Annotated in this window: 25 protein-coding genes; 11 read left to right on the top strand and 14 right to left on the bottom strand. The window is 66.5% G+C overall.

Annotation, left to right across the window (positions count from 1 at the left end):
• Window positions 1-447 precede the first annotated feature (447 nt).
• Window positions 448-1569: a hypothetical protein gene (locus ACVILH_RS34105; RefSeq protein WP_456716814.1), complete on the top strand. Its 1122-nt coding sequence runs from the start codon at window positions 448-450 to the stop codon at window positions 1567-1569.
• A gap of 63 nt (window positions 1570-1632) precedes the next feature.
• On the opposite strand, the gene ACVILH_RS34100 is transcribed toward ACVILH_RS34105, so the two are convergent.
• A complete protein-coding gene (locus ACVILH_RS34100; RefSeq protein ID WP_456717164.1) occupies window positions 1633-2154 on the bottom strand; it encodes a nucleoside deaminase in 522 nt (173 codons plus the stop codon).
• 117 nt (window positions 2155-2271) lie between these two features.
• Between ACVILH_RS34100 and ACVILH_RS34095 the strand changes: the two genes are divergently transcribed.
• Window positions 2272-3234 carry a cation diffusion facilitator family transporter gene (locus ACVILH_RS34095; RefSeq protein WP_456716813.1) on the top strand — a complete coding sequence of 321 codons (963 nt, stop codon included), beginning with the start codon at window positions 2272-2274 and terminating at the stop codon, window positions 3232-3234.
• Window positions 3235-3282: 48 nt separating this feature from the next.
• On the opposite strand, the gene ACVILH_RS34090 is transcribed toward ACVILH_RS34095, so the two are convergent.
• The 3 genes from ACVILH_RS34090 to ACVILH_RS34080 are packed head-to-tail and all read right to left on the bottom strand — an operon-like array spanning window position 3283 to window position 5523.
• A complete protein-coding gene (locus ACVILH_RS34090) occupies window positions 3283-3522 on the bottom strand; it encodes a DUF378 domain-containing protein (RefSeq protein WP_456716812.1) in 240 nt (79 codons plus the stop codon).
• The gene (locus ACVILH_RS34085) at window positions 3486-4718 is read right to left on the bottom strand and encodes an MFS transporter (RefSeq protein ID WP_456716811.1); all 1233 of its coding nucleotides are present in this window, start codon (window positions 4716-4718) and stop codon (window positions 3486-3488) included. The genes ACVILH_RS34090 and ACVILH_RS34085 overlap by 37 nt, the downstream gene beginning before the upstream one ends.
• 31 nt (window positions 4719-4749) lie before the next feature.
• Entirely contained in the window at window positions 4750-5523 is a 774-nt protein-coding gene (locus tag ACVILH_RS34080) for a DeoR/GlpR family DNA-binding transcription regulator (RefSeq protein WP_456716810.1), read from the bottom strand.
• 124 nt (window positions 5524-5647) lie between these two features.
• On the opposite strand from ACVILH_RS34080, the gene ACVILH_RS34075 reads away from it, so the two are divergent.
• Window positions 5648-6583, top strand: coding sequence for a 2-dehydro-3-deoxygalactonokinase (locus ACVILH_RS34075; RefSeq protein WP_456716809.1), 936 nt, complete (start codon window positions 5648-5650; stop codon window positions 6581-6583).
• On the top strand, window positions 6580-7218 hold the full coding sequence (locus ACVILH_RS34070; protein ID WP_456716808.1) for a 2-dehydro-3-deoxy-6-phosphogalactonate aldolase: 639 nt from the start codon (window positions 6580-6582) through the stop codon (window positions 7216-7218). Before ACVILH_RS34075 ends, ACVILH_RS34070 begins: the two co-directional genes overlap by 4 nt.
• A 71-nt stretch (window positions 7219-7289) precedes the next feature.
• Here ACVILH_RS34070 and ACVILH_RS34065 read toward each other — a convergent pair whose 3' ends face one another.
• Window positions 7290-7442 (bottom strand): hypothetical protein, encoded by a 153-nt coding sequence (locus ACVILH_RS34065; protein ID WP_456716807.1) that lies wholly within the window; start codon window positions 7440-7442, stop codon window positions 7290-7292.
• 130 nt (window positions 7443-7572) lie between these two features.
• Here ACVILH_RS34065 and ACVILH_RS34060 point away from each other — a divergent pair, with 130 nt between their 5' ends.
• The 5 genes from ACVILH_RS34060 to ACVILH_RS34040 all read left to right on the top strand — a co-directional run bounded on the left by ACVILH_RS34060 (window position 7573) and on the right by ACVILH_RS34040 (window position 11328).
• Complete coding sequence (locus ACVILH_RS34060; protein ID WP_456716806.1) at window positions 7573-7932, top strand: phosphatase PAP2 family protein; 360 nt, start codon at window positions 7573-7575, stop codon at window positions 7930-7932.
• Window positions 7929-8276, top strand: a complete 348-nt coding sequence (locus ACVILH_RS34055) for a DUF3147 family protein (protein WP_456716805.1) — start codon at window positions 7929-7931, stop codon at window positions 8274-8276. Before ACVILH_RS34060 ends, ACVILH_RS34055 begins: the two co-directional genes overlap by 4 nt.
• Window positions 8276-8776, top strand: coding sequence for a hypothetical protein (locus ACVILH_RS34050; protein ID WP_456716804.1), 501 nt, complete (start codon window positions 8276-8278; stop codon window positions 8774-8776). The genes ACVILH_RS34055 and ACVILH_RS34050 overlap by 1 nt, the downstream gene beginning before the upstream one ends.
• 201 nt (window positions 8777-8977) lie before the next feature.
• Window positions 8978-9433, top strand: coding sequence for a MarR family winged helix-turn-helix transcriptional regulator (locus ACVILH_RS34045; protein WP_456716803.1), 456 nt, complete (start codon window positions 8978-8980; stop codon window positions 9431-9433).
• Window positions 9430-11328 (top strand): FUSC family protein, encoded by a 1899-nt coding sequence (locus tag ACVILH_RS34040; protein WP_456716802.1) that lies wholly within the window; start codon window positions 9430-9432, stop codon window positions 11326-11328. Before ACVILH_RS34045 ends, ACVILH_RS34040 begins: the two co-directional genes overlap by 4 nt.
• Here the strand turns inward: ACVILH_RS34040 and ACVILH_RS34035 are convergent.
• The gene (locus ACVILH_RS34035; RefSeq protein ID WP_456716801.1) at window positions 11325-13979 is read right to left on the bottom strand and encodes an alpha/beta hydrolase fold domain-containing protein; all 2655 of its coding nucleotides are present in this window, start codon (window positions 13977-13979) and stop codon (window positions 11325-11327) included. The genes ACVILH_RS34040 and ACVILH_RS34035 overlap by 4 nt on opposite strands.
• Window positions 13980-14267: 288 nt before the next feature.
• On the opposite strand from ACVILH_RS34035, the gene serA reads away from it, so the two are divergent.
• Complete coding sequence (gene serA, locus ACVILH_RS34030; RefSeq protein ID WP_456716800.1) at window positions 14268-15515, top strand: phosphoglycerate dehydrogenase; 1248 nt, start codon at window positions 14268-14270, stop codon at window positions 15513-15515.
• A 21-nt stretch (window positions 15516-15536) separates the two neighbouring features.
• Window positions 15537-16016, top strand: coding sequence for a TOBE domain-containing protein (locus tag ACVILH_RS34025; RefSeq protein WP_456716799.1), 480 nt, complete (start codon window positions 15537-15539; stop codon window positions 16014-16016).
• Here the strand turns inward: ACVILH_RS34025 and ACVILH_RS34020 are convergent.
• From ACVILH_RS34020 to ACVILH_RS33985, 8 genes are all read right to left on the bottom strand, one after another.
• Complete coding sequence (locus ACVILH_RS34020; RefSeq protein WP_456716798.1) at window positions 15925-16347, bottom strand: winged helix-turn-helix domain-containing protein; 423 nt, start codon at window positions 16345-16347, stop codon at window positions 15925-15927. The genes ACVILH_RS34025 and ACVILH_RS34020 overlap by 92 nt on opposite strands.
• Before the next feature lie 36 nt (window positions 16348-16383).
• A complete protein-coding gene (locus tag ACVILH_RS34015; protein WP_456716797.1) occupies window positions 16384-16935 on the bottom strand; it encodes a DUF2478 domain-containing protein in 552 nt (183 codons plus the stop codon).
• 11 nt (window positions 16936-16946) lie between these two features.
• Window positions 16947-17810, bottom strand: coding sequence for a xanthine dehydrogenase (locus tag ACVILH_RS34010; protein WP_456716796.1), 864 nt, complete (start codon window positions 17808-17810; stop codon window positions 16947-16949).
• 206 nt (window positions 17811-18016) lie between these two features.
• Entirely contained in the window at window positions 18017-19111 is a 1095-nt protein-coding gene (gene modC / locus ACVILH_RS34005) for a molybdenum ABC transporter ATP-binding protein (protein ID WP_456716795.1), read from the bottom strand.
• Window positions 19108-19797, bottom strand: a complete 690-nt coding sequence (modB, locus tag ACVILH_RS34000; RefSeq protein ID WP_456716794.1) for a molybdate ABC transporter permease subunit — start codon at window positions 19795-19797, stop codon at window positions 19108-19110. The genes modC and modB overlap by 4 nt, the downstream gene beginning before the upstream one ends.
• 26 nt (window positions 19798-19823) lie before the next feature.
• Window positions 19824-20591 carry a molybdate ABC transporter substrate-binding protein gene (gene modA / locus ACVILH_RS33995; protein WP_456716793.1) on the bottom strand — a complete coding sequence of 256 codons (768 nt, stop codon included), beginning with the start codon at window positions 20589-20591 and terminating at the stop codon, window positions 19824-19826.
• 258 nt (window positions 20592-20849) lie between these two features.
• Window positions 20850-22409, bottom strand: a complete 1560-nt coding sequence (locus ACVILH_RS33990) for an amidase family protein (RefSeq protein ID WP_456716792.1) — start codon at window positions 22407-22409, stop codon at window positions 20850-20852.
• A 22-nt stretch (window positions 22410-22431) separates the two neighbouring features.
• Window positions 22432-23850, bottom strand: coding sequence for a M20 family metallopeptidase (locus tag ACVILH_RS33985; protein WP_456716791.1), 1419 nt, complete (start codon window positions 23848-23850; stop codon window positions 22432-22434).
• Between the last annotated feature and the right edge of the window lie 200 nt (window positions 23851-24050).

Genomic DNA, 24050 nt, shown 5'->3' with positions numbered 1-24050 from the left:
ATCTTGCCGACGCATGCGGTTGCGACGTCGGCTTCGCGCAACTCGTTGCGCTGCTCGCCGAAACTAACATGTGGCACTTTTGCGACAGTCGTTGGAATTCCATTAGGCCGCAGCAGTCTGCCCGTTGGATGAGCAGCGTCATGCCATCGGCGCTGGAGACCTGATCTCCCGGTCCGCAGGATGCGGAAGCGCTTCTGATCTCGCACCGCGCGATTTCGGAAAAACGCAGCAATGTGAAGCGCGAAGATGGGATTTGGCAGCCGAGGCGGCGCGACGAATCGTCCCACGGCAAGGATGTCCGGGCGGCGGCGCCGCAGTTCAATGCAGCGGAACTTTGGTCAAACCGCGGGCAAGACCTGGAGAAAGTTGAGGCTTCTCGCATGCAGGCAACGGCGCAATTGTGCATGCAAGTCGGGAATCGGCGCTTGTTAACTGGGGGTGTATTAGATGTCGTTTCGTCAAACCATTGCTGCTGCCTTGACGCTCGGCGCGGCTGTTCTCGCGTCGGCTGGTCTGGCCAGCGCGGCCGATCTGCCGGCCAAGGCGATCGCGAAGAAGGCTCCTGCGGAGCTGCCGTTCTTCCTCGTCGTCGATAATCGCGTCAGCTTCTCCTACATCTTCAATGCCCGCCAGCCGGGTGCCTGGACCGGCAACGCCAACGCCGGCTTCAACGCCAACACGGCCAAGCAGGTCTATTCGTTCACCCACTTCGATGTATGGGGCTACGGCACCAACTTCTTCACCATCTCGCTGTTCAAGTCGGATCGCAACGACCCGGCCGGTCCGTGCACGCAGACCGGCGGCATCGTGTCGCCCGCCGCGGGCTTCGCCTTCACGCCGGCGAGCTGCGCCGGCGCGACTGAGATCTACGGTCTGTTCCGCTCGACCTTCGGCTGGAACCAGATCTTCAACACCAAGGCCTTCACGATGGGCCCGCTGCAGAACATCTCGTTCGAGGTGGGCATGGATGCCAACACCGAGAACCGCTATTTCGGTGCAGCCAAGCGTGACGTCGTCGCCGGTCTGCAGTTCGCGTTCAACCTGCCGTATAAGGGTTACTTCAACGTCGCTCCCTTGATGTACTGGGAGTTCGCCAACCACAACTCGTTCTCGCAGTGCGGCGCGGGCTGGTCGAACCCCTGCATCGCCGACGGCAACACCTCGTTCAAGCCGACCTGGGCGGTCGAGACCAACTACTACATGGACCTCGGCTTCCTGCCCGAGAACATGCAGTTCTTCTCGATCTCGGGCCGCGCCGGCTGGTACGGCAAGAAGGGCTCGGATGCCGAGCCGCTGCCGGCCAGCGTCGCGAACGGCGTGTATCCGACCAAGGTCGAGTTCAACTCGGAGCCGATCCGTCTGACCTTCGATGCGTCAAAGGCGCTGTGGGGTGAGAAGCAGAGCCACATGATCGACGTCTGGGTGGCCTATCGCTACTGGCAGAACAAATTCGGCAACGACCACAACAATGCGGCCGGCTGCTCCGTCGCCGGCGCCAACGGCACCCGCATCAGCACCGGAGCGTGCACCGAGTCGTCGCTGTACTCGGGCGTGACCGTCAAGTTCTGATCAGCTCGCCAGCCAAAAAGGGCGCCGCGGCTTCGGCTGCGGCGCCTTCTCTTTGTTGAGGGATTATTTGTCCCACACCCCGACATGCAGCGCGGCGGCCTCGTCCTCCAGCAGCGGTCCGACGACCTCCGTCGCGCGCTGCCCGCTGGCGAAGACGTCCCGGCACGGCAGGTCCAGCGTCGGATTTTCCGGATGGTTGCCGGTGAAATCGCGCAGCCGATGCTCGCTCAATCCATAGACGACGCGGCCGATGCCGGCCCAGTAGATCGCGCCGGCGCACATCGCGCAGGGCTCGGCTGAGGAATACAGCGTGGCGGTTGCTCGGATCTGCGGTTTGAGCGTAGTGCAGGCCTGCGTCGCGATCAGCCGCTCCGCATGCGCCGTGGCATCACGTGAGGGCATGTAGCCGTTCTCGGCTTCGATCAGCACGTGGCCGTCGGCATCGACCAGAATGGCTGCGAACGGATGATTGCCATGCGCCAGGGATTGCCGGGCGACGGCGAAGCTGTGGCGCAGGAAATGCGCATCGCGTTCGTCTCGATCACCAGGGCTGGTCTCGTTCGTCGGACTGTCGCCGCTCACCATCATCCCTCCGCTGCACCCGATCTCCAATGCTGCGCTCTGGCGCCGGAACGCGCAAGGGAACCGATGTTGCCGAGCCCGCGTTCACGCGGCATCGGCAACGAGCAGGCAGGCGGGGCAATGGCGGCGAACACGGATTCGAAGGTCGCGGTGTACGCCGCACTCGCCGGCAATCTGCTCGTCGCCTGCACCAAGATCGAAGCCGCGGTCTGGACCGGCAGCTCGGCGATGATGAGCGAGGCGATCCATTCGGTCGTCGACACCTCCAACGAGCTTGTGCTGCTCTACGGCTTTCACCGCGCCAGCCGTCCGCCCGATCCCCGCCATCCGCTGGGCTACGGCCGTGAGCTGTATTTCTGGAGCTTCATCGTTGCGCTGTTGCTGTTTGCGCTCGGCGCCGGGGTCTCGCTGTATGAGGGCGTGGCGCATTTGATGCAGCCGGAGCCGATCGAGAATCCCGCAGTGAGCTATGTCGTGCTGGGCCTGTCCTTCATCTTCGAAGCCGCCTCGTGGTGGGTGGCCGTGAAGCGCTTTCGCGCCGCCGCCCCGGGACTGTCCTATGTGGAGGCCTTCCGGCGCAGCAAGGATCCGCCCGCCTTCATGGTGGTGTTCGAGGACAGCGCCGCGCTGATCGGCATCATCATCGCGGCAGCGGCGACCGCTGCGGCCGTCACGTTTGACGAGCCGGCGTGGGATGGCGTCGGCTCGATCCTGATCGGGCTGGTGCTGGCCGCAACCTCCATGGTGCTCGCGCGGGAGAGCAAGAGCCTGTTGATCGGCGAGCCCGCCGATCCCGAGCTGGCGCACTCGGTGCTGGAGATCGCGCGGGCATCGGCAGGCGTGCGCGCGGCCAACGGCCTGCTCACGGTGCAACTGTCGCCGCAGCAGGTCGTGGTCGCGCTCAGCATCGAGTTCGCTGATGAGCTACGCGCCGACGATATCGAGCGCGCCGTCGTCGCGATCGAGACCGAGCTGCGTGCCCGCCATCCCGTCATCGCGACGCTGTTCGTCAAGCCGCAGACTGGCAGTCGCTTTCGTGAGGTCAGCGAGCGCCAGTTGCAGGGCCGCTCCGCACCGGCCTAGCCCCGAGGGTCCATCGAGGGGCTGTCGCCGGCACGGCATCCATTGTGATCAGCGATAGACGACGTCGGTTCGCGCCGACGACAGCCGCACCAGCATGCCGATCTGATAGATCGCCGAGAGCGCCACGAGGATGTAGACGATCCGCGCGATCGGCGACGAGGTCGCAGTCTCGGCCGCCCCGTTGCCGAAGATGGCGGTCACGAGATCGAAGTCGAACAGGCCGACGAGGCCCCAGTTCAATCCGCCGACGATCACGAGAAGAAGAGTGATGATGTTGAGTGCCCGCATGGTTCTGCTCCTTGGCCAAGGCGATGATGCGGACCAAAGCGGCGCCAAGCGGCTCGTTCCCATTGCGGTGCCCTTGCGACCAAAGGCGCGCTCGCGAGCACGATGACGAGCAGGGCAGCGAGCGCCCAGAAGGCTGTGGTCAGGCTGGTGGCGGCTGCAACGAAGCCGATACCGGCGGGGCCGAGCAGCACGCCGGAATAGCCGGCGGTGGTCACGGCTGCAACGGCAAGGCCGACGGGCATGACGGTTTGTGCACCGGCCCTGCGGAACAGGACCGGCACCAGATTCGACGCGCCCAGGCCGATCAGGGCAAAGCCCGTAAGCGCTGCGATCACCGAGGGAATGACGAGCAGCACCACGAAGCCCAGGAGCGCCAATGCGCTTCCCCACAGCAAGGTGGCGCGATCGCCGATCCGCGCGACGACGGCGTCCCCTGCGAGGCGGCCAGCCGTCATGGCGATCGAGAACATGATGTAGCCGAGCCCGGCCTGCGCAGCCGGCAAACGCCCGGAGCCGCTGAGCAGCAGCGCGCTCCAGTCGAGCATGGCGCCTTCGACGAGGAACATGATCGCGGCCAGCGCTGCCAGCAGCAGCACGGCGCCGTGAGGCAGGACGAGCAGGGGCCCGGACTGCGCCGGCTTGCCCGCGAGCAGCCGTGGGGCCGCGAGCATCATCGCGGCCAACGCGAGCGCGGCGCAGGCGAGCGTGCCCGGCAATGGCGCGATCTCGAAGGCCAGCAACGCCGTCATCACGCCGGAGCCGGCGAAGCCGCCGATGCTGAATTGCGCGTGAAAGCCGGACATCAGCGGCCGGTCGCTCAGCCGCTCGACCTCGATCGCCTGGATGTTCACGGACACGTCGAGCGAGCCGAGCGCGGCGCCGAAGGCGAACAACGCCAGCGCAAGCGTGAGCGGCGTCGTGGCGATCGTCAACGGCGGCAGCAGGAGAGCGAGGGCAAACCCGCTGACCATCACAACCGGCTTGCTGCCATAGCGCGCGCTCAGCACCCCCGCGGCCAGCATGGATGCGACCGAGCCGACGCCGAGCGACAGCAGCAGCAGCCCGAGCGTGGCATCGTCCACTGCCAGCCGCTGCTTGGCGAACGGCACCAGCGGCGCCCAGCAGGCGATGCCGAAGCCGGCGACGAAAAAGGCGAGGCGTGTCGCGAGCTGCGCCGCGCGATTGTCTGAACTCATTTGCAGGTTCCTGGATGTGTGGAAGGCGCCGTCAACCGGGCGATGCGGCCGTGACGATGGGGACGCCCGCCCGTTTGAGCAAAGCCAGCCGGGCCGCCGGCGCATCATGCTCGACCACGAGCTGGCCGATCGTCTTGACGGCGGCAACGCGGTGATGCGCTCGGGTCTCGAGCTTCTCGTTGGTGACCATCGCGACGCTCACGCGGCTCCGCGAGAGCAGGGTGCGCTTGAAGGCTGCATCGGCCGGATCAATGGCGCTGAGACCGGCTTGTGCTGATAGGGCGCAGGCGCCGATGAAGCAGCGGTCGATGTTCAAGCGCTGCCCCTGCAGGAGGGCATCGGCGTCGACGCAGCCGCCCACGGCCGGGTGAACGGAGCCGCCGATCACGATCAATTGCAGGTCCTGCCGGTGCAGCACGGCTGCGGCGATGTCGATGGCGTTGGTCGCGACGATGAGATCGAAATCCTCGGGCAGAACTTCGGCCAGCGCGAGATTGGTGCTGCCGCTGTCGATGAACAGAAATTCGCCGCGCGCGATATTGCGTGCGGCGGTCCGTGCGAGCGCCAGCTTGCGGTCGCGATCCCTGCCGATCCGCGCCGCCATCGGTGTCATGCCGCCGGCAATCGGCAAGGCGCCGCCATACACCCGGCGGCAGCGTCCTTCGGCAGCGAGCGCGCGCAGATCGCGCCGGATCGCATCCTCCGAGACACCGAACTCGGTCGCGAGAGCGGCTGCGATGACGGCCTGTCCGGCAGAGAGACGGCCGGCAATCTGATCGCGGCGCGCGAGGGGAAGGTCTGACATGCCTCTTCTCTAGCATGCAAGAACAAGAAGTAAAACATGCATAATCGTGTATCGTGCAGATTGTTGTTTTCGTCGGCGGCCGAGCGTGCCATTGCGTGGGTGTTGAAGTGACCGGGAGCAGGATGTGACCGCCGCCTATTCGTCAGCCCCGCCGGCCTTCGTTGCCGTCGACTGGGGAACCTCCAGCTTTCGGGCCTGGCTGATGGCCGCGGACGAAACGGAGCTTGCGGAAACGCGCGGCAGCGAGGGCATGTTGCATTGTGCGACGTCGGGCTTCGCGCCGGTGCTGCACGATCATCTCCGCAAGCTCGGCGCAGCCGCCGAGCTGCCCGTTCTGATCTGCGGCATGGCCGGAGCGCGGCAGGGCTGGGTCGAGGCGCCCTATCTGCACACGCCGACCCGGCTCGATGCGCTGCACGACGGTGCTATCAGCGTGACCACGGACGGCGATGTCCGCATCCTGCCCGGGCTCGCCCAGGCGCGCGCCGATCGGCCCGATGTGATGCGGGGCGAGGAAACCCAGCTGCTCGGCGTCACCGAGCCGGAATTCTCCGGCATCGTCTGCATTCCCGGCACCCACAGCAAATGGATCCGGATCGAGGCGGGTGCCGTGGTCGACTTCGCGACCTACATGACCGGCGAGCTGTTCGCCGTACTGTCCCAGCACAGCATTCTGACGCACGCCGTTGCGCCCGATAGCGCAGATGCCGCGGACGGCTCGGCGTTCCGCGCCGGTCTTGCGACAGCGCAGGCAGCTCCGACTGCGCTCAGCAGCACCCTTTTTCGACTCCGTGCGGCGCAACTGCTTGGCTTCGAGCAACGATCCGACGGGGCCGCGCGTTTGTCCGGCCTGTTGATCGGCAACGAGATCGCCGACGCTCGCGCGCAGTTCGGCGCAGATCGTCCGCTGCGGCTGATCGGAGCCGGCCGGCTCGGCCGTCTCTATCGCGCTGCGTTGACCGCAAGCGGTTTCACCGTGACCGAATGCGACGCCGAGCAGGCGTCCCGCCGCGGCCTCGTCAAGGCAGCCCGGCAGATCTGGGGAGCACGTTTCTCATGACACAGTCCGTTGCCTGGCCGCCGGTCAAGCGATCTCTCGTGGCGATCCTGCGCGGCATCAAGCCCGATGAGGCCGAGGGGATCGTCGACGTGCTGATCGAGGCGGGCTTCGAGATGATCGAGGTGCCGCTCAACTCGCCCGATCCGTTCGTCTCGATCGAGCGGCTGGCGAAACGGTTCGGCACCACCTGTCTGATCGGTGCCGGGACGGTGGTGAATGCGCCGGATTGCGTGCGCGTGGCGGAGGCCGGCGGGCGGTTGATGGTCAGCCCGAATGTCGATGCTGAAGTGCTGGCGACAGCGCAAGCCTACGACATGGTGACGATGCCCGGCGTATTCACACCGACCGAAGCGTTCCTCGCCTTGCGCTCCGGCGCGTCGGCGTTGAAGTATTTTCCCGCCTCGGTGCTCGGACCTTCTGGGATTGCGGCGCAGCTCGCCGTGCTGCCGAAGGGCGTCGTGGTCGGTGCGGTCGGGGGCGTCTCCGAGAAAAATCTCGCCAGCTACGTTGCGGTCGGTGTGACCGCTTTCGGCCTCGGCTCGAGCCTCTACAAGCCGGGCATGACGGCGAGCGACGTGCGGGAAACCGCCTCGGCCTCGGTCCACGCTTATGACGCGGCGGTGGCAGCCGGCTGAGCCGTCCGCCTCATGATGGTTCCGTGACAGATTTATGAAACTGGCGCTTGGCTGCGGCGTTGAAAGGGAACTCATTCTTGTTCTTTCAACGCCATCGCGATGCCCAGAGTGATCGGAAACAAAATCTCCAGAGGTCCCGCTCTCGGTGCCGCCATCCGCGTGAAGCCGACGAAGATCGATGAGACGATCGCGGATTTTGCTGCGCGCACCACCAAACCGTCCATTCAGACTCTTGGGCGCGGCCTGTCCTGGGGCGCGGATGAAAAGGTCTGGCTGGCGCTGAGCGCGGTCGGATGGATCATCAGCCGGGGCCAAGCCCGCCCGGTGCGACGCGCAGCGAGCCACGCACTTCTCGTGACCGTTGCCGTGTCGGCGCTGCCGCATCTGTTGAAATCGATGTTCAACCAGACACGGCCGGATCGTGAGACGGTGCGAGGTCATCTCAACGGCGTGCAGCGGTCGGGCCATGCGGAGGATGCCTTCCCGTCCGGGCACGCGCTGCATATGGGGGCGCTGTACTCGGCGGCGAGCACGCTTCCGGCTGCCGCGCGGATTGGAATCAGGAGCGCCGCACTCGGCCTATGCGCCACGCGCATTCTCATCTTGGCGCACTGGGCCAGCGATGTCGCCGTGGGATTTATGATCGGAGCCTTGGTCGAACGCGGGCTGCGGCTGTGGACCGGCTACGGCCAGGACGGAGCCAGCCGGCGATGACCGAATATCTGATTCGTTTTCTGATCGGCGGCATCATCGTCTCGGCCTTCGCCATGATTGGTGACGTGCTGCGCCCGAAGAGCTTTGCGGGCCTGTTCGGCGCAGCCCCGTCAGTGGCGCTGGCAACGCTGGGCGTTGCGGTGGTGTCGCATGGAGCGGCCTATGCCGCGGTCCAGAGCCGCTCGATGATGTTCGGCGCAGTTGCGCTCTGTCTCTACAGCGTAACCGTATGCCAGCTGCTGATGCGATTGCACTTGCGCGCTCTCCAAGCGAGCCTGCTTGCGACAGTGGTTTGGCTGGTCGCCGCGCTCGGCTTTGAAGTGATCTTCTCCGGAGGCGCGTGATGCTCATCCGCGTCTCTCCGTCATCGCTCAAGGACGGCAAGTGGCACGAATATGTAGTCCGCTTCTTGCTGGGCGGGGCGGCGACCGTCGTGACGGGACTGATCGCGAAGGGCTTCGGTCCGGCGATCGGCGGCCTCTTTCTCGCGCTGCCGGCGATCTTCTGTGCCAGCGTGACCTTGATCGAGACCCACGAGATCAGGCGCAAGCGCCACGAGCGGCTGGCCGGCGAGCGGCGCGGGCGTGAAGCGGCGGCACTCGACACGGCGGGCGCGGCGCTCGGTAGCATCGGTCTGCTTGCATTCGCTGCATTGTTCTCCACGCTTGTCACATCCGGCGTCGCCGTCGCTTTTGTGGCGGCGACGGCGGCCTGGCTCACCGTCTCCGTGAGCGCGTGGTGGATCAGGCGCAAGCTCCGTGTCACCGCAGCGCGCCGGGCGATGAGCCGCTCGGACGCAAATCTCCAGCGACGCTGGCCGCTCGCCAACTCGCCCCGGCGCTGATCTCCGGCGAACGGCCGTCCTCCGACACCCGCGCGAACACGCGCAGCGCCCGGCCGCGCGGAATAGCCGTGCGCCCGATCCGAGGTGAGCGGGCTCCCGATCGCGCGGCGGTGTGCGCATGCGTCGGACGCGGAGCTGCTCGGCGCCGGTTCCCTCAAAAATAGATTGAATTCAAACCATTTTGCTTCAAGTGATTGGCGCATGGCATCGCCTCCGTCCACCGCCCGTCTGCGTTTTGGATTCGCGCTCGTCGGGCTCGCCCGCCGCTGGCGGCGGGCGCTCGACGAGCGGATGGGCGCGCTCGGCCTGTCGGATGCGGCCTGGCCGCCGCTGGTGCATCTCGATCGCTCCGGTGATGGCATCACCCAGAATGAGTTGGCGGCGCGCTGCGGCATTGACGGTTCGAGCCTGGTGCGCCTGCTCGATCTTCTCGGCGAGCGCGGCCTGATCGAGCGGCGGATCTCGCCCACCGACCGCCGCTCGCGGCTGGTCTTCCTCACCGCGAAGGGCAGGCGAATGCTGGCATCCGTCTATCGCGTCCTGCGGGAGGCCGAGAGCGAGATGCTCCGGGACATCGACGACACGCGCCTGCAGGCGACGCTTGAGGTGTTCGCCCGGATCGAGCAGCGCCTTAGCGAAGGGGACGATCAGGAATGAATGCGCCAACCGCGTCACGGCTGGGCTTCGACGGAGCCAAGCTCGCCTTTGGCTTTCGAACCGCGATCGCTGCCTGTCTCGCGCTCATGCTGGCCTGGCTGGCCGGATTGGAGCACCCGCAATGGGCGGGCATGACGGTGTGGGCGGCCTCGCAGCCGCTGCGCGGACATCTTCTGGAAAAGAGCGCGGCCCGGCTTGCCGGCACCATCATCGGTGTGCTGTTCGGCCTGGCCTTGATGCGCGTCGCGCGCGGCGACCCCATGATCCTCGTGATCGGCATCTCGCTCTGGATCGGCCTCTGCGCCTTCGCCGGCAATCTCGTCCGTGGCTACGCCTCCTATGCGGCGATCCTCTCCGGCTATTCGGCGGCAATGGTGGCGCTGCTCGATGCAGCTCATCCCGAGCATGTGCTGGCGTTGGGGACCGACCGCGTGCTCACCGTCGCCGTCGGCATTCTGGCCGCGCTGCTCGTCGGCCTGCTGTTCGCCGCGCCCGGCGACGATGTGTCGGTGCTGGAGAAAGTACGGCACCTCAACACCCGGCTGATCGCCGACATCGTCGCGCGGCTGAGCGCGGCGCCGGTCTTGGAGAATGAGCAGCGTTCGATCCTCTCGGACATTTCGGCGCTGGAGGGCCTGCTCGACCTGCATGGCGCCGGCTCCCGTTATCGGCGCCGGCTGGTTCGCAAGGTCCGCGCGGTCCTGGCGGCGCAGGTCTCGGCCGTGCTGTGGCTGCGCTCGGACGACAGCCGCGCAAGTGATGCAGTGCTTGTCGACCGGGTGGCGGACACGAACTTATCCGACGCTGGACAATCCTCGTTGGCGCTGCAGCGCTTGTACGAGGCCGCGACAGTCACACATCCGCAGGGGCCACTGACATCCATCCTGAACGATCTGGCGGCAGCCACGAGCAGCCTGGATGATCTCGACAGAGAGCCTGGCACAGGCCCCTTTCTACATCGCGATTGGATGCTGGCGCGCCGCGCGATGCTGCGCGCCCTCGTCGCGATGCTGGCCACCGGCCTGGTCTGGCTCGTGACCGGCTGGGAGATGGGCGGCTTCATGATGCTCGGCACGGCGATCATGCTGTCGGTGTTCTCGACCTTCGAGAAGCCGGCCGCGATCCTGCCTCACGTGCTCGCCGGACAGGTGCTCGGGGTGGGCCTCGCCTTGATCTGCCGCTGGCTGGTCTGGCCCTATGTCGGGGGATCGCTCGGGGCGGTTCTGGCGATGATGCCCTTCATCCTGCTCGGCGCACCGCTGTCGGCGCATCGCCTGACCCAGCGCCTGGCATTCGACGTCAACATGGTGCTGTTGCTGATGCTGCAGCCGAGTTGGCCGCAGACCATGACCTTCGAGCATTCGCTGATGGCCAGTCTCGCAGTCGTCGCAGGCCCGGTGGTCGGGCTGATCGCCTTCAGCCTGATCTACCCGGTCGACAGCCGCCGGCGCTACGAGGCCGTCAGATATGCGATGATCGACGATCTCGAGCATCTCGCGGCCACTGCCCTGCAGTCGGACCGCCGCAAGCAATGGCGCGCGCTGCTGCACCATCGCGTCCTGCTCGCCGTCTATTGGGGGGAACGCGCCTCCTATCCCACGCCGCGCCTCGCCGAAGATGCGTTGGCGTTGTTGTCCGTCGGTCAGGCGATCGAGCAGCTCGGCGAACTCGCCGCACGCGCACCGTCACCCGGCGTCAAGCGGCGCTGCGCGGCGACGCTGGAAAGGCTGCACCGGATCGGCACGGACCCGCTGCGCGCGGCGCGTGCCTTGCTCGCCATGGTCCGCCGGCTGCCGGCCGAGAGGGCCGGCGGCACGACGGTGCTGGCGCAGGCGGCGGCGAAGCTTGCCGAACGCCCGGCAGCCTTTCGCAAGACAGCAGCCGACGCGCGCTAGCTCGCCGCAGCGTTGATCTCCGGCGCGCTGCTGTGCTCCGCCGATTGCGTGAACGCCTGCAGCGCCTCCGCCATCTGGATGCGGCCGCCGACGCCGGTGATCACCACGTCCACCATCGTGAAGGATGAGTGGAAATGGCCGCGCGCCTTGAGCTGGCCGACCGGCACGCCGGCAGCCGACAGGGCCTCGGCATAGGCAATGCCCTCGTCACGCAGCGGATCGAACTCGCAGGTGACGATATAGGCCGGCGGCAATCCCTTCAGCTGGCCGCGCAGCGGCGACACCCGCGGGTCCGTACGGTCAGCCGGCGAGCAGTAGATGTCCCAGAACCAGTACATCAACCCGCGCGTCAGGAAGTAGCCGGCCGCGTTCTCGGTGTAGGACGGACGATCGAAGCTGCAATCGGTGACTGGGCACACCAAGAGCTGGCCACCGATCGCAGGACCGCCGCGGTCGCGCGCCAATTGGCAGGTGACGGCCGCGATGTTGCCGCCGGCGCTCCAGCCCGCGACCAGGACCGGCCCCTCGCGGCCGCCGAGCTCGGCCGCGTGCTCGGAGATCCACTTCGCTGCCGCGTAGCCATCCTCGGCTGCGGCGGGGAAGCGATGCTCCGGCGCGTGGCGGTAGTTCACGCTGACGAAGATCATGTTGGAGCGGCGGCACAGGTCGCGGCAGAACGGATCGTCCGACTGCTCGTCGCCGAGCACCCAGCCGCCGCCATGGAAGTACACGACGATCGGATGCGGTCCGGGCGTGGCGGGCCGATAGAGGCGGTAGGCGAGGGGACCATCGGCGCCCGGCAGCGTGCCGTCCTTGACCTCGCCCACAGGGCGGCCCGGCGGCCGGGCCTTGTTGAACTCGGCGACGAAGTCGCGGGCGCCTTGCGCGCCCATCGATTCGATCGGCGGCAGGTTCATCTCGGTGAGCATGTTCAGCACCAGCCGCACATCCGGCTGCAGCTTCACGATCTCACCGTCATTGCATTGCGTGGCGCCGTCCGGACCCGTGAGCTTGAAGCCGAGCATCCCGCGCTTCACGACCTCGTTGCAGATGCCGCGATACGGCCCGACGCCGCCGGTATAGGGCATCAAGGTCTGCGGCTTGCCCGGCACGTTGGCGCCCGTGTACCAGGTGTTGGCGAGCCGATGCAGCGTGACGGTCGAACAGTCCGCCATGTGGCGCATCCAGCCGGCCTGCGCCGTCTCGGTCGGCTCGATGGTGGTGAAGCCGGCGTCGCGTAGCGCGGCCAGGCGCTCGACCACGAAGTCGACATGCTGCTCGATCGACACCGCCATGTTCGACAGCACCGACGGGCTGCCGGGACCGGTGATCAGGAACAGATTCGGGAAGCCGGCGACGGTCAGCCCGAGATAAGTCTCCGGGCCGTTCGCCCAGCTCGCGTCGAGCGACTTGCCGCCGCGGCCCTTGATCGGATGAATCGCGCGGATCGCGCCGGTCATGGCGTCGAAGCCGGTCGCGAACACGATGACGTCGACGTCGAAGCTGCGCTTGTCCGTCTTAATGGCGCCAGAGGTGATCGACGCGATCGGCTCCTTGCGCAGGTTCACCAAGGTCACGTTCTCGCGGTTGAACGTGGCGTAGTAGTTGGTGTCGAGGCACGGCCGCTTGGCGCCGAACGGATGATCGTGAGGCGTGAGCGCCTCGGCCGTCTCGGGGTCCTTGACGATCTCCCGTATCTTCTCGCGGATGAGATCGGCGAGCAGCGCGTTGCCGTCGGCATCGACGCCCTGGTCGGCCCAGAGCTGGGTCAGCATGCCGACGAGATCGCCGGATGCCCACATCTTCTCGAAGCGCTCGCGCCGCTCGGCCTCGGTCAGCGCCCAGCTGAATTCCGTGGCCGGCGGGATCGGCACGCCCGTCATCGACCAGCGCGCCTGCTCGCGGAGACCGGCGCGATCCTGTGCGAGCTGCGCGGCGCGATCGGCCGGCAGCGGACCGTTATGCGCGGGTAGCGCGAAGTTTGGCGTCCGTTGGAATACGGTCAGCTGCGCGGCCTGCTCGGCGATGATCGGGATCGACTGGATGCCAGATGAGCCGGTGCCGATCACGGCGACCCGCTTGCCTCGGAGGTCGACACCATCATGCGGCCAACGGCCCGTGAAGTAGATCTCGTCCTTGAAGTCATGCACGCCGTCGATTTCCGGCGGCTTCGGCTGCGACAGGCAGCCGGTCGCCATGATGTAGTGGCGGCAGGATACGGCAGGGCCGTTGTCGGTCGTCAGCAGCCAGCGCTCTTGGCCCTCATCCCAGGACGCGCCGAGCACGCGGGTGCCGAAGCGGATGTCGCGGCGCAGATCGTAACGGTCGGCGACGAAGCCGAGATAGCGCAGGATCTCCGGCTGGGTCGCGTATTTCTCCGACCATTGCCAGGCGGTCTCGAGCTCGGGATCGAAGGTGTAGCTGTAGTCGACGGTCTGGATGTCGCAGCGGGCGCCGGGATAGCGGTTCCAGTACCAGGTGCCGCCGACATCCTGGGCGGTGTCCAGCGCCACGGTCGAGAAGCCCGCCTTGCGCAGGCGATGGAGCAGGTACAATCCCGCAAATCCGGCGCCGACGACGGCGACATCCACCGTCTGGGGTTCGCCGTGAGTCGATTCCTGCGCGCGTGCCTCGACCAGACCGTCTGACATGCTGACCTCCCGATGATTTTGTGATTGAGGGAAAGGCTAGCGCTGCTCGCAAGATTTGTCATTAGGGCTCGTAACCATCTCCGGTTGCTGCACTGCAGGTATCGCACTGCATCGTCGAGCCAAGGCGCTGATTTTGCATCGCCGGTCAAAATGCGCTGATGGAGTGGACAAGACCCTGAGAAAGCGACAGAAAGCGCTTCTGCCGCGGTGCATTCACCAAGTTTCAACCCACCGCGACTGTAACAACCGCTACACTACGCCACACCCACGATTGATCAGGCCAGGCCCATGCCGCTCTCGCTGCCCAAGCAAAAGATCCGTGTTCTGCTCCTGGAGGGCGTGAACGACTCGGCCGTCCGCATGTTCGAGGCCAGCGGTTATACCGAGGTCGAACGGCTGCCCAAGGCGCTCGGCTCGGCGGAATTGAAGCGCATGCTGTCCGGCGTGCACATGCTCGGCATTCGCTCGCGCACCCATCTGACCGCCGATGTCTTGCAGGCGGCTGACCGGCTCATGGCTGTCGGCTGCTTCTCGGTCGGCACCAACCAGGTCGATCTCGATGCCGCCAAGCGGCTCGGCATTCCCGTGTTCAACGCGCCCTATTCGAACACCCGCAGCGTCGCCGAGCTGACGATCGCCGAGGTCGTGATGCTGATGCGGCGGATCTTCCCGCGCTCGGTGTCGGCGCATGCCGGCGGCTGGGACAAGTCCGCCAATGGCAGCCGCGAGGTGCGCGGCAAGACGCTCGGCATCATCGGCTACGGCAATATCGGCTCGCAGCTCTCGAACCTTGCCGAAGCGATGGGCATGCGGGTGATCTACTTCGATCTCACCGACAAGCTCCGCCACGGCAATACCGAGCCGGTCGAGAGCCTGGACGAGCTGCTGGCCAATAGCGATGTCGTCTCGCTGCACGTGCCGGAGACGCCCGCGACCGCCAACATGATCGGCGAGCGCCAGATCCGGCACATGAAGGACGGCGCTTATCTGATCAACAATTCGCGCGGCACGGTGGTCGACATCGATGCGCTGGCGAGCGCGCTGCGCGAGGGCAAGCTCTCGGGCGCCGCGGTCGACGTGTTTCCGGTCGAGCCGGCGTCGAACGCCGATCCGTTCGTGTCGCCGCTGCAGGGCCTGCCCAACGTGATTCTCACCCCGCATGTCGGCGGCTCCACCGAGGAGGCGCAGGATCGCATCGGCGGCGAGGTCGCGCGCAAGCTGATCGACTATTCCGACGTCGGCTCGACCTTCGGCGCGGTCAACTTCCCGCAGGTGCAACTGCCCGCGCGCCCGACCGGCACGCGCTTCATCCACGTCCACCGCAACGTGCCGGGCGTGCTGCGCCAGGTCAACGAGGCGGTGGCGCGGCACAACATCAACATCCTCGCGCAATATCTGCAGACCGACCCCGAAGTGGGCTACGTCGTGCTCGAAACCGACGTCGTCGGCGGCGAGGGCGAGGAGCTGCTGTCGGAGCTGCGCGCAGTGGAAGGCACCATCCGCGTGCGCGTGCTGTACGATCACGACCGGCCGTGAGCGGGGGGAAGGCTGACGTCGATGAGCGCACAGTCCCCATCCTCGTCAGCCTCCGCCATCGTGCTCAGCACGACCGTTCCGGCGCGTGTGCTGCGGCATGATCCGCAATATGGCATGTCGACCTTGTTCTTCGCCGATGGCGAGCTGCGCGTGCCGATGGTCGATGCCGACATCGACGCCGGCGTGTCCGTGACCATCGAGGCGCGCGACGTCTCGATTGCGCTGTCCCGGCCGATGGACGTGTCGATCACCAACCGCCTGCCGGGCCGGATCGAGGAGATCCTGCCGCTCGATCCGCCCTATGTGCGGGTCACCTTCGATCTCGGTTCAACGAAGCTGCATGCGCTGGTGACGCTCGAATCCGTCGAGCGGCTGGCGCTGGAGCCGGATCTCTCGGCCTGGGCGATGATCAAGAGCGTCGCGATCGGGCCCGGCGCGGTTCGGCCTTCGGAGCTGCCTCGGCCGCGCCGCTGGCCCGCTTCTGATAGCGGGGATCGGTAGCCTTCTGCAGCTCGCCAAGCGCGGCCGCCGTGGCGGTGCGCGTGCGCCGTTGCATCGATTGGTACAGCGCGATCAGTCGTTCGCCGAACGGCGTGATCTCAGCGCCGCCGCCGCGCCGGCCGGGATGCGTCTCGAACACCGGCGTCTCGAAGGTGCGGTTGAGCGCATCGACCATGAGCCAGCATTTGCGGTAGGAGATGCCGCTGGCGCGCGCCGCCCCGAGGATCGAGCGCTCCCTGCGGATGTAGTCGATCAGCAGCAGATCCTCCGGCGACAGGCTGCCGCCATTGCCGAAGTGGATGGTCAGCTCGATCTGCGCTGCGCGCTTCATGTCCGTCCGATCTGCAGTTACATGACTCTGATCATGTCATGCGCATTCACGCGATGTCATGACCCGACGAGACCAGTCCGTCAACCAATCGGCGTGCCCGGCGACTTCGGCTGAAACGTATTCGGCCATATCGCCGGTATAATTTTGCCACTCGCTCATCATCGCCGGCGAAACTGCGGTGATGATCGGAAGCCCAGCCGAGATCGCCGCGCCGAACGCGTCGGCGAGCCCGCCGCCCGCCGCTTCCTGCTTGCCGAACTTGCTGAGGATGACGACGTCAGTGCCGCGGATGATCGACTGCTGGACGGCGGCACAGGCGAGCGCCAGCCCTTCGGGGTCGAGATTGCAGGCCAGCGAGCCCGGACCGAGATCCTGCGAGATCGAGAACAGCCTATTGTCATCGAGGCTGCGCAGCATCATGGCCTTGCATGGCTTGGCCTTATCAGCGCTACTCTCGACAACGCCGGACACGCGCAATCCCGCCTCTGCAAGGCGCACGGCGAAACCGCCGAGCAGCTCCTGGATCACACTGGACGCAGCGCCCTGCAGCGCGACGATCTGATACGCCCCGACCTGAGCGACACCCATGGCAATCCTCCTCACACCCTGGCGGAGACGCGGCCCGCCGTCCGACCGGTTTGCATGATCTGGTGAACGGCCGAGACGACGCTCGCGGCGATCGCTTGCCCGCGTTCGTCCATGCCGGTCCAGGCGGCCTCGCGGCCGCGCGGATCGATTTCGAGCAGCTTGACGTTGGCCGGCACGCGCATCCCGTCACGCGCGATGCCGCGCAGTGCGCCGTCGAGCGGCGCCAGCACCGGCGTGCCGCCGAGCGAGCCGAGCTGCATGCCCTTGTAGACACGTGTGCCGATGTCGAGCGGCGTGTGCCAGACGGCGTCCTGGTCGGAATAGACGAAGCGCTCGCGTCCGGCGCCGCCGAGATCGCGGGCCCTGCCGTCGGCGTTGCGCGTGGTGCCCTGTGCGACGATCGCGCCGGTCTCGCACGGGTGCGTCTCGATCGCGATGTCGCAATTGTGCCCGACGGCAAAGCGCGGGCCGATGCCCACCGCGATGCCGGCGACGCCGCGCAGATCCGGCGTGACCAGATGCTTCTGCATGCGCGCATCGACCATGACGGAGGGATAGCGGAAGGCGATGATGTCGGTGAGATGCATCCCTGTCACGGCGATCCGATCGGGCTCGCGGTGAATCCGCACGACATCCGTGATGCTCTCGGCGCGCGCGCCGATCACGCCGCCGACCTCGCGCGTCTCGCCGAACAGCACGTCATGAAACGCCATGCCGCGGCGGATCACCGGCGGAAAGGCATCGTGACACAGCACGATCGCGAAGCGGGCGTGGCTGAGCTTCGCCGCGACGGCGGAGGCGATCTCGTTGGTCCCCAGCACCAACGCCAGCGGCTTGGGCGCGTTCGGATGCCAGGTGACGGCGGTGGCGTTCATGCTGATGACCTCGTGTTGCGAGATCGAGGTAGCAAGCGTCGGGCCAGCAGCCAGGCGACAGGACAAGCCGTTCAAGTCTTTCACAAAATCCGCGAAGGCTGTGTCCTCTCGGCTCAGAAGCTATATTGTTTCGGATATAACACGAGGTGCTATATTGTCGCGTATACAACATGGCGTGATGGTGGAGACGGGGCCGGATGTTCGACTCAGGCGAGCGGCTCTTCGCGGCGGACCAGCGCGACGCCCTTGACCTGGGCGTAGACAAGAAGGCCAGCCTGGAGGCCAAGCTCGTTCCACGAGCGCTGCGTGACGCGCGACAGCAGCCGCGCGCCCTGGCCCTCCTCGCCGAGGCCGAGCAGAGCGGTGACGCGGTGATCCGATTGGCTGCGGATCTCGAGGATCCTGGCCCTGAGCACGTTGACGATGGTGCTGCGGCTGGGGGCCTCGACCGCGAGGCTGACATCATCGGCGAGCACGCGCAGGCGGCGGCGCGTGCCCAGGGTGAGCGGCTCGGCCGGCACCAGGAAGTATCCGCCGTCGACGTCGAGCGTCGCCATGCCGTCGGTCGCATCCTGCTTCAGCACGGTGGCGTCGAGGCTCACGGCGGCATCCCGTGACAGCGCGAGGGGCAGCGACAGATCGGCCTGCAACTTGGACAGTGGACCCGACGCCAGCACGGCGCCATTGCGCATCAACACCAGCTGATCGGCAAGCCGCTCGACCTCGGCGATGTCGTGGCTGATGTAGAGGATCGGCAGGACGAGCGCGGCGTGCAGCCGCTCCAGATAGGGCAGGATCTCATCCTTGGTCATCTGGTCGAGCGCCGACAGCGGCTCGTCCATTAGCAGGAGCTTGGGCTGACTGAGCAGCGCGCGGCCGATCGCGACGCGCTGCCGCTCGCCGCCCGACAGGTGCCGCGGCGAGCGCTCCAGCAGCCTGGCGATGCCCAAGAGCCCCACGATCTCGTCGAAGCCAATTGCGCCGGCTCCGGTCTTGCCGGGATGGCCATACATCAGGTTGCGGCGAACCGAGAGATGCGGAAACAGATTGGCTTCCTGGAACACGTAGCCGATCGGACGCTGATGCACCGGGCGGAAGTGCTTCTCGTCCTGCCAGACGTCGCCGGCGACGGAGCAGAGTCCGTTCAGGCGATTGAGGCCGGCAATGCAGCGCATGACGGCCGTCTTGCCACAGCCGGAGGGACCGAAAATGGCGGTGACGCCGCGGGCTGGCACCTCGAACCGCGCATTCAGCTCGAAGCGGCCGAGCGTGCCGCGGAAGTCGACCTTGACCGTGCTCATGAGGCGCTTTTCGTCATCTTCTTCTCGATCAACATCATCGTCAGAATGACGGCAAACGAGAACACGACCATGCCGAGCGCGAGCGCCGAGGCCTCGGTCCATTGCGAGGTCTCGACATAGTCGTAGATCGCCACCGACAGCACCTTGGTCTTGCCGGGGATGTTGCCGCCGATCATCAGCACGACGCCGAACTCGCCGACGGTGTGGGCAAAGCCGAGGATGGCGCCGGTGAGAAAGCCCGGGCTCGCCAGCGGCACGGCGATGGTCCAGAACGCGAGCCACGGCGAGGCCCGCAAGGTCGCCGCCGCCTCCATCGGCTTCTCGCCCATCGCCTCGAAGGCGTTGCGGATCGGCTGCACCACGAACGGCATCGAGAACAGCACCGAGCCGATCACGAGGCCGGGAAATGTGAAGGCCAGCGTGCGTGCGCCCCACAGCGAGGCCAGGGCCCCGCCGGGGCCGCTCGGGCCGAGCGCGACCAGCAGATAGAAGCCGAGCACGGTCGGCGGCAGCACCAGGGGGATCGCGACCAGCGCCGCGACCGCCTCCTTCCACCACACTTGTGACCGCGCCAGCCACCACGCGATCGGCGTGCCCACGAGCATCAGGATGACGGTCGTGAGCGCCGCGAGCTCGAGAGTCAGCCGGATCGGTTGCCAGATATCGGCGGAAACGTGCAGGTTCATCCTTTGGGCATCATCGATCGAAGGGCTCAGCTGCCCGACTTCGAGTCCAGAGCATAGCCGAACTTCTCGATGACGGCACGGGCTTCCGGGGTCTTGAGGAAGGCGAGAAAGGCGGTGGCCGCCTCGTTGCCGGCCGAGGCCTTCAGCAGCACCGCGTCCTGCCGGATCTCGGTGTAGAGGTTCTGCGGCACCAGCCAGCGCGAGCCGCCGGCATTCGGCATCAGTTGCGACAGCGCCACGAAGCCGAGCTCGGCATTGCCGGTGTCGACGAACTGGAACGCCTGCGAGATGGTGTTGCCCTGCACGATCTTGGGCTGGATTGTCTCATAGAGCTTGAGCGCCTTCAGTGTCTCGACAGCGGCGGCGCCGTAAGGCGCGGCTGTGGGATTGGCGATCGACAGCTTGTTGAAGGCATTTGCCTTGAGCGTCTCCTCGCCCTTGACCGTGTTCGCATCCTTGCTCCACAGCACGAGCTTGCCGATCGCATAGGTGAAGCGGCTGTCGGCGACGCCGAGGCCGTCATCGACCAGCTTCTTCGGCCGCTCATCGTCCGCAGAGAGCAGGATCGCGAACGGCGCGTTCTCCTTGATCTGGGTGTAGAACTGGCCTGAGGAGCCGAAGCTCAGCACTAGCTCGTGGCCGGTCTTGGCCTTGAACAGGCCGGCGATCTGCTTGGCGGGCTCGGTGAAGTTGGCGGCGACCGCGACGTTGGCGCTGCCGGCAAAGGCGTTCGCGCCGGTCAAAAGGGCAACAGCCGCGCAGAGGGCGGCGGTGGCGAAGCGCATCGATCTCATCACATTGTCCTCGTTATATTCACCAAGCGAGTTCGTTGCGGTGAATTGCAAGTCCCGTTCCGCTGCATCGGCGGAGCGGATGCCGTGCTATATCCATTCGTATATATCAGAATAGACAGCTCGGCCGGTTCCCGTCAACACGAGGGACTGCCGCGTGCCGACGCGATCCGCGTCAATGTTCGGATTTCGACAATCGCTGCGGTGCCGTGTCGCAAACACGACGGCCTGGGGATTGCGTTGCCCAGGCCATCGCGAGAGCTAGGCCAGCCGTTCCCAGAGCTGGCGCACCAGCATGCCCGCACGCTTCTCGATCGCGGCGGCGGCATCGAGCGCGAGGTCCTCGCGATAGCGGCCCGCGATCAGCTGCACGCCGATCGGATGGCCATTATGGACCGTGACCGGAACGACGGCGCCGGGCAGGCCGAGCACGTTGATCGCGGAGATGAAGCGGATCTCGTTGAAGAAGATCTCCTGCACCCGCTCGGCGCTGACGGTGTCCTCGCGCGGACCCGGAGTCGGCTTTACCGTGGTCGGTGCGAGCACCACCGGATAGTCCTCGAAGAACAGCTGCCAGGCGCGGATATGGGTGGAGCGCTGCGCCGTCGCCTTCATCCAGCCGGGGAGGTCGAGGATCTCGGCCTTCGCCCGCATCCCGCCCCACGCCTTGTGGAAGTCCTCGGAGGTGACGGAGAGCATCTTGGCCTCCTGCATCACCACGACCTCGGTGGTGATGACGTCGCACCAGGTCTGCCACACGCCGGAAATGTCGGGGACCTCGACCTCGCTGACGCGGTAGCCGGCGCGCTCCAGATGGTCGGCGGCCTGCCGGAGTGCGGCGTGGACCGAGGGATCGACATCCATGTCATCCGGGATCTTGGCGAGCGCGACCTTGATCGGCCGCTTCGGTCTGTCGCCCTCGAGCGGCGCCGGCACCCACCAGGGATCGCGCGGATCGCGCCGGCTCATTACCTCCAGCGCCAGCCGCACATCGGCGACGCTGCGCGCCAGCGGGCCCTGCGACGACATCAGATGCGCCAGCATCGGCCGCTCGCCCGCGGCGCTTTCATTGTAGGCGGGAATACGCCCTTGCGTCGGCTTGATGGTCACGACGCCGTTGCAATGCGCCGGCCAGCGCAGCGAGCCGCCGATGTCGTTGCCATGCGCAATCGTGCCGATGCCGGCGGCAACGGCGCTGCCGGCACCGCCCGACGAGCCGCCGCAGGTGATCTCCGGATCCCAGGGATTCAGCGTCAGGCCATGCAGCGGGTTATCGGTGAAGCCGCGGAACGAGAACTCCGGCGTATTGGTGAGACCGAGCACGATCGCACCGGCCTTCTTGAGGTTGCGCACGACCGGCGCGTCCGACGGCGCGATGATGCCCATCTGCGCCGGAACGCCGTTCGGATTCGGCCGGCCCTCGTAGTCGACGTTCTCCTTGATCGTAACGGGCACGCCGTGCAGCAGGCCGGACTTGTCGCGCGCCTTGTCGGCGGCCCGCGCGGCTTTCAACGCCTCTTCGCTGAGATCGACGACGACCGCGTTGAGCTTCGGATTGATCTCGTGCATGCGCGCGATGTGCGCCTGGGTGACCTCGACCGAGGAGACCGCGCCCGAGCGGATCGCCGCCGCCGTCTCGACCGCCGACCATTGCCAAGCCGGTCCCTTCGGCAGCCGCGGCTTTGCCGCGGCTGTCTTCGCCGGCGGTTTGGCGGATGTCTTGACCTTGGCCACCGGCTTCGTCTTGGCCCGCGCGTTCACAGCGCGCTTCGGGACCGGCCGGGCGGTCTTTGCCGCCGGCTTCTTCGCTGTCTTTGCCATGTTATTCCCCCAAGTTCTGGTCTCAGGCGACCGACATCGTCAGCGGCGGCTCGACCTCGGCGGGCAGCGGGCTGACATAGGGCGTCCGCGTCGTCCGCTTCTTCAGGTCGGCTTTCGCAGCGGCGATCAGAGCGGGCTCGTTGAGCGCCTTGATGCCGAGAGCCGCCATCGCCTTGGAGGCTTGCACCATCGCCTTGTGCGCGGCCGGCGTCTTGCCCTGGGCAACGACCTGCCAGGTGTGGAACGGCGTGCCGATCGCGACAGTCGGCGCGTGCACCTGCACGGTGGGCACCACCCAGCTCACGTCGCCGACATCCGTCGAGCCGATCTGCGGATTGCGCTTGGCGTTGAGCGGTACGAGGAAATCCGCGAGCGGCTTGCCGGTCGGCTCCATGCCAATGCTGTAATAGACCGACTCGATGTCCTTGTCGGTCAAGGTCGCCTGGATCTGGCCTGCGAAATCGCGGTCGGTCTCGTCGAAATGCGGCGGTCCCAGCTCCTCCATGATGCCGTACAGCGCCTCTTCGAGCGGCGTGTTCGGCAGGATGTTGGACACCGCCGAGATGATCTTCATCTCGACCTTCGTCTCGGTCATCAGCGCGGCTCCTTGCGCGATCTTGTGCACGCGTCCGACCAGCTCGTTCATGCCGGGCAGGTCGCGCGCGCGGATCGAGTAGCGCACCCGCGCATGTGCCTGCACGACGTTCGGCGCAATGCCGCCGGTGTCGAGCAGCGCGTAGTGGACGCGGGCGTCGCTCGGCATGTGCTCGCGCATGTAGTTGACGCCGACATTCATCAGCTCGACGGCATCGAGCGCGCTGCGGCCGAGATGCGGCGACGCCGCCGCATGCGACGTGCGTCCGGTGAAGATGAAGTCGGCGCGGGTGTTGGCCAGCGACGGCGTCATCACCACTTCCCAGAAGCTGGAGGGATGCCAAGTGATGGCGATGTCGGCATCCTCGAACGCGCCCGCGCGCACCATAAAGGCTTTTGCCGCGCCGCCTTCCTCGGCCGGACAGCCATAGTAGCGTACCCGTCCCGGAACCTTGTTCGCGGCGAGCCAGTCCTTAACAGCGGTGGCGGCGAGCAGCGCGGCCGAGCCCAGGAGATTGTGGCCACAGCCATGGCCATGGCCGCCGGTCTCGATCGGGCGATGCTCGGCCACGCCGGCTTCCTGAGAAAGGCCGGGCAGGGCGTCATACTCGCCCATGAAGGCGATCACCGGACCGCCTTCGCCCCACTCGCCCATCAGCGCCGTCGGAATGCCCGCGACCTTTTCGGTGATACGAAAACCTTGATGCTTCAGCTCGGCGAGATGCTCGGCGGAGGAGCGGGCCTCGGTGTAGCAGACCTCGGGCATGCTCCACACCCGGTCGCTGAGCTCGATGAAACGGGTCTTGATCGCGTCGACGCCGCGCCAGATCTCGCTGCGGTTGTCCATCTCCGGTGGTGTCCTCTTTAGCCGATAGGAAGCCGCTATGGTTATCAGCTAAGTTCCCGCGCGCCTAGCGACCACCGCCGGGAGCAGCCATGCTCCCGGTGCCAAGCCGTGGGCGAGTGCCACCGTTGAGCAGATGATGCCGCGATTGAATGCAGCGCGGTGATTTCGGCGGCGCAATGTGCTCGCCTCCCCACTGGCCA

It is taken from the genome of Bradyrhizobium sp. USDA 4353, assembly GCF_054063215.1.
Note: the sequence above shows the minus strand (reverse complement) of the source record. Positions and strands in the feature narration are given on the sequence as shown.

Coding starts and splice junctions, on each gene's coding strand:
- modB (WP_456716794.1), bottom strand. CDS start 19,797: ATGAACCTGCACGTTTCCGCCGATATCTGGCAACCGATCCGGCTGACT.
- ACVILH_RS34085 (WP_456716811.1), bottom strand. CDS start 4,718: ATGAGTTCAGACAATCGCGCGGCGCAGCTCGCGACACGCCTCGCCTTT.
- ACVILH_RS34070 (WP_456716808.1), top strand. CDS start 6,580: ATGACACAGTCCGTTGCCTGGCCGCCGGTCAAGCGATCTCTCGTGGCG.
- ACVILH_RS33990 (WP_456716792.1), bottom strand. CDS start 22,409: ATGGCAAAGACAGCGAAGAAGCCGGCGGCAAAGACCGCCCGGCCGGTC.
- ACVILH_RS34100 (WP_456717164.1), bottom strand. CDS start 2,154: ATGGTGAGCGGCGACAGTCCGACGAACGAGACCAGCCCTGGTGATCGA.
- ACVILH_RS34040 (WP_456716802.1), top strand. CDS start 9,430: ATGAATGCGCCAACCGCGTCACGGCTGGGCTTCGACGGAGCCAAGCTC.
- ACVILH_RS34090 (WP_456716812.1), bottom strand. CDS start 3,522: ATGCGGGCACTCAACATCATCACTCTTCTTCTCGTGATCGTCGGCGGA.
- serA (WP_456716800.1), top strand. CDS start 14,268: ATGCCGCTCTCGCTGCCCAAGCAAAAGATCCGTGTTCTGCTCCTGGAG.
- ACVILH_RS34055 (WP_456716805.1), top strand. CDS start 7,929: ATGACCGAATATCTGATTCGTTTTCTGATCGGCGGCATCATCGTCTCG.
- ACVILH_RS33985 (WP_456716791.1), bottom strand. CDS start 23,850: ATGGACAACCGCAGCGAGATCTGGCGCGGCGTCGACGCGATCAAGACC.
- ACVILH_RS34010 (WP_456716796.1), bottom strand. CDS start 17,810: ATGAACGCCACCGCCGTCACCTGGCATCCGAACGCGCCCAAGCCGCTG.
- ACVILH_RS34065 (WP_456716807.1), bottom strand. CDS start 7,442: ATGGACGGTTTGGTGGTGCGCGCAGCAAAATCCGCGATCGTCTCATCG.
- ACVILH_RS34035 (WP_456716801.1), bottom strand. CDS start 13,979: ATGTCAGACGGTCTGGTCGAGGCACGCGCGCAGGAATCGACTCACGGC.
- modA (WP_456716793.1), bottom strand. CDS start 20,591: ATGAGATCGATGCGCTTCGCCACCGCCGCCCTCTGCGCGGCTGTTGCC.
- ACVILH_RS34015 (WP_456716797.1), bottom strand. CDS start 16,935: ATGGGTGTCGCTCAGGTCGGGGCGTATCAGATCGTCGCGCTGCAGGGC.
- ACVILH_RS34045 (WP_456716803.1), top strand. CDS start 8,978: ATGGCATCGCCTCCGTCCACCGCCCGTCTGCGTTTTGGATTCGCGCTC.
- ACVILH_RS34080 (WP_456716810.1), bottom strand. CDS start 5,523: ATGTCAGACCTTCCCCTCGCGCGCCGCGATCAGATTGCCGGCCGTCTC.
- modC (WP_456716795.1), bottom strand. CDS start 19,111: ATGAGCACGGTCAAGGTCGACTTCCGCGGCACGCTCGGCCGCTTCGAG.
- ACVILH_RS34025 (WP_456716799.1), top strand. CDS start 15,537: ATGAGCGCACAGTCCCCATCCTCGTCAGCCTCCGCCATCGTGCTCAGC.
- ACVILH_RS34095 (WP_456716813.1), top strand. CDS start 2,272: ATGGCGGCGAACACGGATTCGAAGGTCGCGGTGTACGCCGCACTCGCC.
- ACVILH_RS34050 (WP_456716804.1), top strand. CDS start 8,276: ATGCTCATCCGCGTCTCTCCGTCATCGCTCAAGGACGGCAAGTGGCAC.
- ACVILH_RS34105 (WP_456716814.1), top strand. CDS start 448: ATGTCGTTTCGTCAAACCATTGCTGCTGCCTTGACGCTCGGCGCGGCT.
- ACVILH_RS34020 (WP_456716798.1), bottom strand. CDS start 16,347: ATGAAGCGCGCAGCGCAGATCGAGCTGACCATCCACTTCGGCAATGGC.